Below are 8,872 nucleotides of genomic sequence, written 5' to 3' on the forward strand. Positions count from 1 at the left end.
AGTCTGTTTTAAACTGGCCGGAACACAGGGCTGAAATTAGCCGTTCCGGCTATTCCCCGGTCTGTCTTTTCGCATGCCAGTAAATCGTGTGATCGTCACGAAAAATACCGGAACAAAGAAAATGGCCAGTAGCGTTCCGCTAATCATCCCGCCGAATACACCGGTACCAATCGCATGCTGTGTGCTGTCGCTGGCTCCACTGGCAAGCATCAGCGGAACAACACCTAATGTAAAAGCCAGAGATGTCATCAGAATTGGCCGTAAGCGTTGCTTTGCAGCCGTCAATGTCGCGTCAATAAGGCTCTTTCCTTCTTTCAGCAATTGTCTCGCGAACTCGATAATCAGAATCGCATTCTTGGCGGAAAGTCCAATCAGGGTTATCAGACCCACTTTGAAAAAGACGTCATTCGTCATATTCGTAACGGATACGGCCAGCACAGCGCCGAGCAGCCCCAGAGGAACAACGAGCATAACCGCGAAGGGAATGGACCAGCTTTCGTATAGAGCAGCCAGCACCATGAATACCACCAGTACCGAGAGCACAATAAGACCCGGAAGCTGTGATGCAGACTCTTTTTCCTGTAACGAACTTCCCGCCCACTCACCGGCGAACCCCGGTGGTAAGTGCTTAGCCAGATTGTCCATTGCCGCCATTGCGGTACCTGACGATTTTCCCTGTGCGGCACTGCCGGTTAGGCGTATGGCAGGATATCCCTGATAGCGTATCAGTTGCTGCGGCGCAACATTCCACGAAAGCGACACAAAAGTGGATAATGGAAGCATCTGCCCCAGACGGTTTTTGACAGACAAAACCAAAAGTTGTTCAGGCTGCATCCGGTATGGCGCGTCCGCCTGGACGATAACCTGCTGAACCCGACCATTATTGGTATAGTCATTCACATAATTGGAACCTGCTGCAACGGAAATGGTTTGATTTATTTCATCAAACGATACCCCCATGGCCTCCGCTTTTTCCCTGTCGATATGCAGGGAAAGGCTTGTTCCCTCACCAAGTCCATCAATATAGACATCGGCAAGGTGAGGATTATGATTTGCCTGTACAATAAGCTCATCGGCCGCCTTTTTGAGTGCCTGATAGCCTTTCCCCCCTCTGTCCTGTAAATAATAAGTGAACCCGGATGAGGTTCCCATATCAGAAATGGCCGGAGGCAGCAGACTCATTGTTACGGCGTCCGGCACGTTTGCCATTTGGGACTGAATATGGTCAGCTTCTTCCTGTGCCGTGGTTCCTTTGCGTTGTTTCCAGTCCTTGAGGGTGGTGAATGCCATGGCCGAATTTTGGCCTGACCCTGAGAAACCAAATCCCAGGATCATAATGTTACTTTTTACCGCCTGCCGATGGGCGATCTCCTCTTCAAATGTATCGACGACCTTAAGCGTCCGCTGCATCGTGGCATCAGAAGGAAGCTGGATTGAGGACATAAAATAACCCTGATCTTCATCGGGTAAAAATGATGAGGGTAAGGAGGACAGCCCGGCAAACAATGCCAAACATAATGCAGCGTAGATCATCATCATACGGCCAGTACGCTTCAGTACAAATCCCAGACCAGTGGCGTAAAACGAAGTGAGGCGATGAAAGTGAGCGTTAAACCACGCTGAAAATGCGCTGCTTTTACCCTGATGAATACCATGTGGTTTGAGCAGGGTTGCACAAAGCGCAGGCGTTAACGTCAGCGCCAGGAATGCCGACAGTAAAATGGATATCGCCATTGAAATGCTGAACTGTCGATAAATAATACCCACAGAACCGCTGGCAAAGGCCATTGGTATAAACACTGCAGTGAGCACCAGCGTAATACCAATGATTGCCGGCGTAATTTCACGCATCGCTTCTCGCGTTGCATCCTGTGGAGACATTTTTTTGTCTTCCATCAGTCGTTCGACGTTCTCTACCACAACAATAGCATCGTCAACAATAATCCCGATGGCCAGTATCATTCCAAACATGGTTAAAATATTGATGGAATAACCGCTTAATAGCATTACGGTAAATGTGCCGAGCAGCGCCACGGGTGCCACAATCGCAGGAATAAGCGTACAGCGTATCTTGTGAAGGAAAAGCAGCATCACGAAAAAGACCAGAACCATGGCTTCAACAAATGTCTCAACTACCTTCAATATCGATAGCTTTACAAATGGAGCCGTATCGAAAGGCACGGTGAATGTCATTCCCGCGGGAAGCACACCGGACAGTTCTGTTAACCGCGCGCGGATACCCGACGCAGTACTAATCGCATTTGCGCCAGGAGACAATTGAATGGCGGCTGCCGTTGCAGGCACGCCATTTTCACGGATGCCAAATGCGTAACTTTGCAACCCGGATTCCACGCGGGCAACGTCTGCCAGTGTCACCCGGGCGGCTGAGACCTGTGATTTAATCGTGATATTGCGAAATTCTTCAACCGAAGAGAGCTGCCCTTTTACCGTTATTGGATAGGTCACCTCTTGGCTGCTCGTCGCGGGTTCATCTCCGGTTCTGCCCGGTGAAACAATCACGTTTTGTTGACTGATGGCGCTTAATACATCCGTAACAGAGAGCCCATAGCTGTGTAATTTCATCGGGTCCAGCCATATGCGGAGTGCCTTTTCTCCGCCAAAAAGCTGAACTTTACCTACACCAGGTACGCGACGGAGTTCATCAGTAACATTCCTTGCAAAATAATCGCTTAAGTCAGCTTCCTGATAGTCTCCGTTTGGCGATTTTAAGCCCACCATCATTAAAAAACCGGAATTAGCTGCCTCAACATTTATCCCATTCTGTCTGACCGACTGCGGCAGGCGGGATTCCACAATTTTAATTTGGTTCTGCAGATCCATCTGGGCGAGTTTGGTGTCGGTGCCTGGTTTGAAAGTTACCGTAATTGACGCCATCCCTGTCGTGTCACTGGAAGATTCAAAATAGAGTAAATTGTCAACACTCGCAATTTCACGCTCGATCAGAGACACGACGGATGTGTTCATCACTTCCGGGCTGGCTCCGGGGTAACTCACTGAAATGATAATGCCGGGTGGCGCAACTTCAGGGTATTGCGCAACCGGTAAACGAGGTATGGACAACAGTCCCGTCAGAACAATAAACAGGGCAATAACCCATGCGAAGATGGGGCGCTCAATGAAAAAGTGCGGCATCAGGTGTACTTCCAGTCAACATACAAAGGGTAAAAGTTCAGCATGGTTATCCTGATAAAGAGGTCTCATCGTCTGTCGAAACCCGTTTACCGATATCCCTGAGCTGGGAAAATTTCTCAAGAAGTTGTGGTGCGTCATCCAGGCTTGTTGCAAACATCCACATATAGGTCATGACGGAATAAATATGTCCGGCATTAATTCCGGATTCCATGCTCATCCTGATAATGGTCATGGAAAAGAGAGCCGAAACCAGAAGGCCTATTGATAAATATCCCCTTGCCTCTCTGTCGGATAACACCACGCGCAGACGGGCAAGTGTGTCATAATGTCGCTTAAGAGCACTAAAAGGCGCCTTATTAACATAATCGACCTCTTTCTCAAGGCGATTATTCAGCCGTCTGTAGAATGTCTCATTTTTGCTGGCATAGCTTGAGACAAAACACATCAGTATTCCCACGATGATCAAACAGGCTATACCTGTCCAGAACTCAATCCATAACAGCATAATTGCTGCGCCGAAAAGGGAAATGATTGAGGTGATCAAGACCGGCAGGTGCAACTCGAAGAAATCTACAAATTCACGGGACAGAGTGACTCTCGCAGCAATAGTCGAGTGATTAAGTGAATATTTTCGCTGAGCTAATACTACAGTCACAGCAAGACTTGCGTAGATACGTGCAAACGTTCGCGTATCGACACTACGTCTGGTGGCTCCCATGCACCACATGAACAGAACCATCAGGCCATAAAGGGCCGCATGTGACGTCTGTCCGCCCAGGATGGCATTTATCGCCATGCCCGCCAGAACGGGGTAGAGCAGGAATGCAACGTTTTCAGCAATAACCAGCATGAAAGTAATGCACAATTTCTTTCTGTACCGCCAGGCAAGTGTCTTAAGTGAGATAGCAACCCCGGGGGCCATAGGTTTGTTGTTGCCTTTATGAATCATGATAAATTTGTATTAAACATCTGGGTGTAAAGGGTTCTGCCGTTGGTTTATTTTTTAGCTAAGTGAAACGAGACAGCATAATAGAGCAGTCATAAATCAATGGCTAAGTGTAACGTGATGATGTCAATCGTGAATGGATGTTTTATGGAGGATATGTGTACTCACTCCTGAAGTTATGTATCATGTTGACATTGCATAATATCAAACCATTCTTATACATAAACATAAAGGTAGTCCGCAAAAGAAAACCATTAAAAAAAATTCATAATAAAAAACAAAATCATAGATGTCTGGAAAAGTATTCAAAAGCAGATGCAATACAATGATGGTGTGTATAAACAGTAAAATCAGACCGACAGTTATTGCAATGAAGCTTTTAAAAACTCCAGGTTTTTTCTGAGCGATAAATGATAATACTGTAATGATTATCAAAACACGAATCAGTAAAGATGAGGGTAATGTGGATTCTACTTGTTCATTAATTGAATGCACAAGGTAAAGCCAGGTAGATAACAACCCATATGAAACGATGCAAAATAAAATTGAGGCTATCAAATTCTCGCGACGGAAAAAACATTTAGTCAGCACCCTAAACCTCCTAAGACAAAGTACATATTGCATGCAACACTTAACCTGGTTGGAGATTATCACTTAGCGATGTTGATTAATTATTTATAAAATGTGTAGTGAATATGGAGAGCGTAGCTGGTAAAATTTTAAGAAAATTTCTTGGTGAACTTTTCCAAAAAATATCTGTCCAAAAACATAAAATTGAAAATTCATGTTTGTAATTGAGTTAAAGAACTTTAAGCATGACGATAAAAGTGCTTTCAGGGTAAAATGCATGTTGTCCTCAGCACTGTGGAAGAAAATATGAACAACAACAATCTGATTATCGTCGCAGAAGACGATGATGACATCGCTGCCATACTGACAGGCTATTTACGTAAGGCAGGTATGAAAACCTTAAGAGCTGAAGACGGTGAGCAGGCAATTAATCTTACCCGTCTGAACAAGCCTGATCTCCTGCTGTTGGACATCCACCTGCCCGTGTACGATGGCTGGAATGTTCTCACCACGTTAAGAAAGGAAACGAATGTACCGGTCATCATGGTGACAGCACTGGATCAAGACGTTGATAAACTGATGGGGCTACGACTCGGGGCGGACGACTATGTGATAAAACCCTTTAATCCATCTGAGGTTATTGCCCGGGTTGAAGCTGTGCTTCGCAGAACCAGACCGGTTGCAGAGTCTACACATTCACGGCCTTTAAGAACGCCTTTTTTAACGATTTATCCTGATGAGTTTTACGTTGAAATCACTGCACAAGGTGAAGTTTCCACGCCAGTATTAACCACCACTGAGTTTAAGCTTTTAACCTATCTGGCGAGAAACCCGAGAAAAGTCTGTTCACGTGAAGAGTTACTCGATGCGTGTTTACCTGAGGGAGACTCGCTGGATCGTACTGTAGACAGTCATATGAGTAAACTTCGGAAAAAGCTTGAACATGCCGGATTGAAGGGCATTCCGGAAAGCATCCGAGGATTAGGCTACCGGTTGGGTGACAAAAAATGAACAAAGAAACGATTCTGAGTCGTCAGATTTTGACATATATGTTGTTGTTAACGTTTGTTATTATTGCCATTGCAATACTCGGTTCCTACTTATTTTATAGTTTCCTGATTTATTACCTGCCGGGTGGAATGAACGAAGGTAGTGAAGATGCCATGACATTCCTTGACTGGATGTGGATTCTGATGGCGTCCATTACCAGTCTGGTCGTTGCACTTTTCTTTACCGTAAAGCTGTCTGCCAGAATATTCAACCCACTGAATGACGTCGCATACAGCCTGAAACAAATCTCTCAGGGAAACCTTAGTGCCAGAGCATTTAACAGCAGTTCTAAGTTGGGAGAGATGAATAGGCTCGTCAATGACTTTAATGAGATGGCTGAAAAGTTACAGACGCTGGATGCGCAGCGAAATTTATGGAATGCTGCAATTGCTCATGAACTCCGGACGCCAGTGACTATCTTACGTGGGAGGCTTCAAGGACTGGTTGACGGCGTTTTCGAACCAGAACCGTCGTTATTCAGGAACCTTCTTAAACAAACTGAAGGTCTGACCAACTTAATTGAGGATCTCCGCGTCGTGAGTTCGTCAGGAGGCGCTGGGTACTCCTTGATGCTGAGTGAAGTCGATCTCAAGTCCACGATTTCAAATGCGCTTGATACCTTTTGGCCGGACTTTGATAAAAAGCATTTCAAAATTGTCACTGAGATTAACCATCAGTATTGCGTTTGCGATCCCTTACGCATTATTCAGTGCCTCACCGTTCTTTTTGACAATGCCTTAAAATATTCCACATCACAGACGCTGCTAATAAAGAATGGTATTACAGGAAACGATAATTTTATTATCGTTCAGGACAAAGGACCTGGAATTCCTGAAGAACTCCAGAAGTCCTTATTCCAGCCTTTTCAGCGAGGACAATACGCCAAAAATATTAATCCAGAGGGCTGTGGTTTGGGGTTGTCGGTAGTTAAAGCCATTATGTGCGCCCACGGCGGAGACGTTAGCTATAGTATGACACCAGAAAATGGCTCACTTTTCAAACTCTCATGGCCTGTTTAAGGGCATGAATATACAGGCTCGATTGAACTTGTTTTAGCAACAGACAGATCCCACATACTGCCGATTTTGGCGTCCCAAATTGATGGGGTGATTTTAAGTTTGCCTCTTTTGGGGCTTAGTGTTATTTCGCTGAAATAAATATCTTCTCCTTTTAGCATAAGATCGACGCGGCAGTAGTCTATTTCTTTTGCTAAGTCCTGGGCGGCAATAACGGACTTATGAAATGATTCAGGTTCATCAACCGGCAATGGCGTATTTGGGTATTCCATCTGAAAGGGTTGTAAATTCCACGCTCTGTCATAAACGTTAATGAATTCGTTTCCATCGCTGTCAGTAAAGTCTGCCTCGATAAAACATGCCACACCGTGAAAGCAATGTATTCTTAGCATTTCCGGAGTTATACTCCGGTGTTTACTGGAAAATAGATCCAGATACATTTCGCATAGGACCACAGGTGGTATATTTTTATACTGCCATTCTCGGGTCGTATAATACATGTTCTTTTTAAGAGATAGTTTTAATCTGCTTTTAACCTTAGCGGGATCAATATTCGTTTTGTCCGTGCATATGACCGCGCTTCCACTATCATGATTGCATTTCAAAACAAATTTAGGGGGTAGTTTATCGAAATCAATATCATCAACTCTGTTATAAACACCTACTAAAGGAATAAGCTTGATTAAATTAGTTCTTTTCTCAACATACTCCCTGACCAGAAGTTTATCAGCAAGCATCGTATAAAATGGGTTGTGGATGAATAAAATGCGATGGCAGATTTTCTCATTAAGCGTCACAGGATTGAGTAAATCCGGATATGTGCCAGATATTTCTCTTAACCTGTCTGCATGAAATGAAATGTCATTAGTCAAAATGGTTCTGCATTTTCTCAACAAATATTCAATGTATTTGATTTGATAGTTTATTTTGTTCATAGTACCTCCTGTTCAGAAAGAAAATTCTGACAGAGGTTTGTTGATTTATTTTTTGCAAATCATGGAGAGTATATGGAGCGACATGCTTCTTTATTAACAGAAATTAATCCGGACCATTATCCGCTCCTTGCACCCAGGGGACTTTACCGGCGTAGATGATGCGTCAGGCTATTAATCCTCAAAAGTGCTTATTGCTTATTCGCGGGACCGCCGTCTGATTTGGGTGGGATCTTGACGACTAATCTTTGAGCTATTCCCGGCTTGCCCTTTTCAAAACGCCATTTTTTAATCATTTTATCAATGACTTGATGTTCCAACTCCGGAGTCGTTGTCGATTCAAGTATCTTTACATTCTGAACTCTGCCATCTGAATCAACATCGTACTGAATCCGCAGGAAACTCGGCAGTAGGTTTCCGTTCTTATCACGAGTGGTAATTGATGTGTTTGCAGAGGAAATGCTGCCTGAAGGTGTGCTGGCGCTGGCCTCTGTGCCGGCGCAGAGTGTCAGTAACAATGGCAAAATTAAAGTGAATAGTCTGCTAGTTTTCATTAATCGTCTGAGTTCCAAAGTTAACCATGAATATTCACGTTACCAACGGCGCGAGTGACAGGTTACCAGATGATATGATCCGTGAACACCGCGTCTTCAGCGGCAATCACGTTGAACTCCTTACCTGGCGCTTCGTACTACATCCATTCCCGAGGACGTTTGGCTATCAGGACAAGTGGGCGCTGAGCGACTATATCAACGACTCTTTTGCCAGCTGTCGGTAGCGCGATCCTGTTCGTCGGGGAACATGAGCGAGCTAACCCCCTCAGGTGATTAGCATGGATTCGCGTCCCGCGCTGAAGACGTTCAGCTAATCCTTTTTAACTCCGGTGCTCGGGATCTACCGCGCTTGCAACCTTAAGAGAGTGATCTCCGGGGCCTAAGCGGCAGCCTGCTGCCGATACTAAGGGGGAGATTCTTCAGTCATTCCGGCGACATCTGGAGGTTAACACGGAAGCGGCTGAGCATCGCGCCAGCAGGGAGAATTCCGGAAAGCGATGCGTGACGCCTTATCCCGGCTACGCTGTTGGGCCGTATTTGTGCCGTATTTTTGCCGGGTGGCGGCTGCGCCTTACCCGGCCTACAGGGTTCGTGCGACCTGTCGTTAATATATTCACCATGGTTGCTGAAACTGCCGGTGCTGACGGCCTC

General features: G+C 45.3%; 9 protein-coding genes. 3 read left to right on the forward strand and 6 right to left on the reverse strand.

Annotation, left to right across the window (positions count from 1 at the left end; genetic code table 11):
- Nucleotides 1-36: 36 nt before the first annotated feature.
- From kexD to ABLV52_RS11540, 3 genes are all read right to left on the reverse strand, one after another.
- A complete protein-coding gene (kexD, locus tag ABLV52_RS11530; RefSeq protein WP_348890400.1) occupies nucleotides 37-3,153 on the reverse strand; it encodes a multidrug efflux RND transporter permease subunit KexD in 3,117 nt (1,038 codons plus the stop codon).
- A gap of 46 nt (nucleotides 3,154-3,199) precedes the next feature.
- Entirely contained in the window at nucleotides 3,200-4,075 is an 876-nt protein-coding gene (locus ABLV52_RS11535) for an ABC transporter six-transmembrane domain-containing protein (RefSeq protein ID WP_087824073.1), read from the reverse strand.
- 228 nt (nucleotides 4,076-4,303) lie between these two features.
- Nucleotides 4,304-4,723, reverse strand: a complete 420-nt coding sequence (locus ABLV52_RS11540) for a transporter (RefSeq protein ID WP_348890401.1) — start codon at nucleotides 4,721-4,723, stop codon at nucleotides 4,304-4,306.
- A gap of 252 nt (nucleotides 4,724-4,975) precedes the next feature.
- On the opposite strand from ABLV52_RS11540, the gene ABLV52_RS11545 reads away from it, so the two are divergent.
- Entirely contained in the window at nucleotides 4,976-5,680 is a 705-nt protein-coding gene (locus ABLV52_RS11545) for a response regulator (RefSeq protein WP_004151175.1), read from the forward strand.
- A complete protein-coding gene (gene ccrB, locus ABLV52_RS11550) occupies nucleotides 5,677-6,738 on the forward strand; it encodes a HAMP domain-containing histidine kinase CrrB (protein ID WP_023290017.1) in 1,062 nt (353 codons plus the stop codon). Before ABLV52_RS11545 ends, ccrB begins: the two co-directional genes overlap by 4 nt.
- Here the strand turns inward: ccrB and ABLV52_RS11555 are convergent.
- Together ABLV52_RS11555 and ABLV52_RS11560 are read right to left on the reverse strand one after the other, a co-directional pair.
- Complete coding sequence (locus ABLV52_RS11555) at nucleotides 6,735-7,670, reverse strand: ATP-grasp fold amidoligase family protein (protein WP_023290018.1); 936 nt, start codon at nucleotides 7,668-7,670, stop codon at nucleotides 6,735-6,737. The genes ccrB and ABLV52_RS11555 overlap by 4 nt on opposite strands.
- A gap of 188 nt (nucleotides 7,671-7,858) precedes the next feature.
- Nucleotides 7,859-8,221, reverse strand: coding sequence for a TonB family protein (locus ABLV52_RS11560; RefSeq protein WP_072072792.1), 363 nt, complete (start codon nucleotides 8,219-8,221; stop codon nucleotides 7,859-7,861).
- Nucleotides 8,222-8,295: 74 nt separating this feature from the next.
- Here ABLV52_RS11560 and ABLV52_RS11565 point away from each other — a divergent pair, with 74 nt between their 5' ends.
- A complete protein-coding gene (locus ABLV52_RS11565; protein ID WP_348890402.1) occupies nucleotides 8,296-8,445 on the forward strand; it encodes a hypothetical protein in 150 nt (49 codons plus the stop codon).
- A 199-nt stretch (nucleotides 8,446-8,644) separates the two neighbouring features.
- Here the strand turns inward: ABLV52_RS11565 and ABLV52_RS11570 are convergent.
- On the reverse strand, nucleotides 8,645-8,872 hold a 228-nt coding region (locus ABLV52_RS11570), incomplete at its 5' end, for a hypothetical protein (RefSeq protein WP_348890403.1).

Source organism: Klebsiella sp. GB_Kp056 (assembly GCF_040064755.1).
In the GTDB taxonomy this organism is placed as follows: Bacteria; Pseudomonadota; Gammaproteobacteria; order Enterobacterales; family Enterobacteriaceae; genus Klebsiella; species Klebsiella quasipneumoniae.

Coding starts and splice junctions, on each gene's coding strand:
- kexD (WP_348890400.1), bottom strand. CDS start 3,153: ATGCCGCACTTTTTCATTGAGCGCCCCATCTTCGCATGGGTTATTGCC.
- ABLV52_RS11560 (WP_072072792.1), bottom strand. CDS start 8,221: ATGAAAACTAGCAGACTATTCACTTTAATTTTGCCATTGTTACTGACA.
- ABLV52_RS11545 (WP_004151175.1), top strand. CDS start 4,976: ATGAACAACAACAATCTGATTATCGTCGCAGAAGACGATGATGACATC.
- ccrB (WP_023290017.1), top strand. CDS start 5,677: ATGAACAAAGAAACGATTCTGAGTCGTCAGATTTTGACATATATGTTG.
- ABLV52_RS11540 (WP_348890401.1), bottom strand. CDS start 4,723: ATGCAATATGTACTTTGTCTTAGGAGGTTTAGGGTGCTGACTAAATGT.
- ABLV52_RS11555 (WP_023290018.1), bottom strand. CDS start 7,670: ATGAACAAAATAAACTATCAAATCAAATACATTGAATATTTGTTGAGA.
- ABLV52_RS11535 (WP_087824073.1), bottom strand. CDS start 4,075: ATGGCCCCCGGGGTTGCTATCTCACTTAAGACACTTGCCTGGCGGTAC.
- ABLV52_RS11565 (WP_348890402.1), top strand. CDS start 8,296: ATGATCCGTGAACACCGCGTCTTCAGCGGCAATCACGTTGAACTCCTT.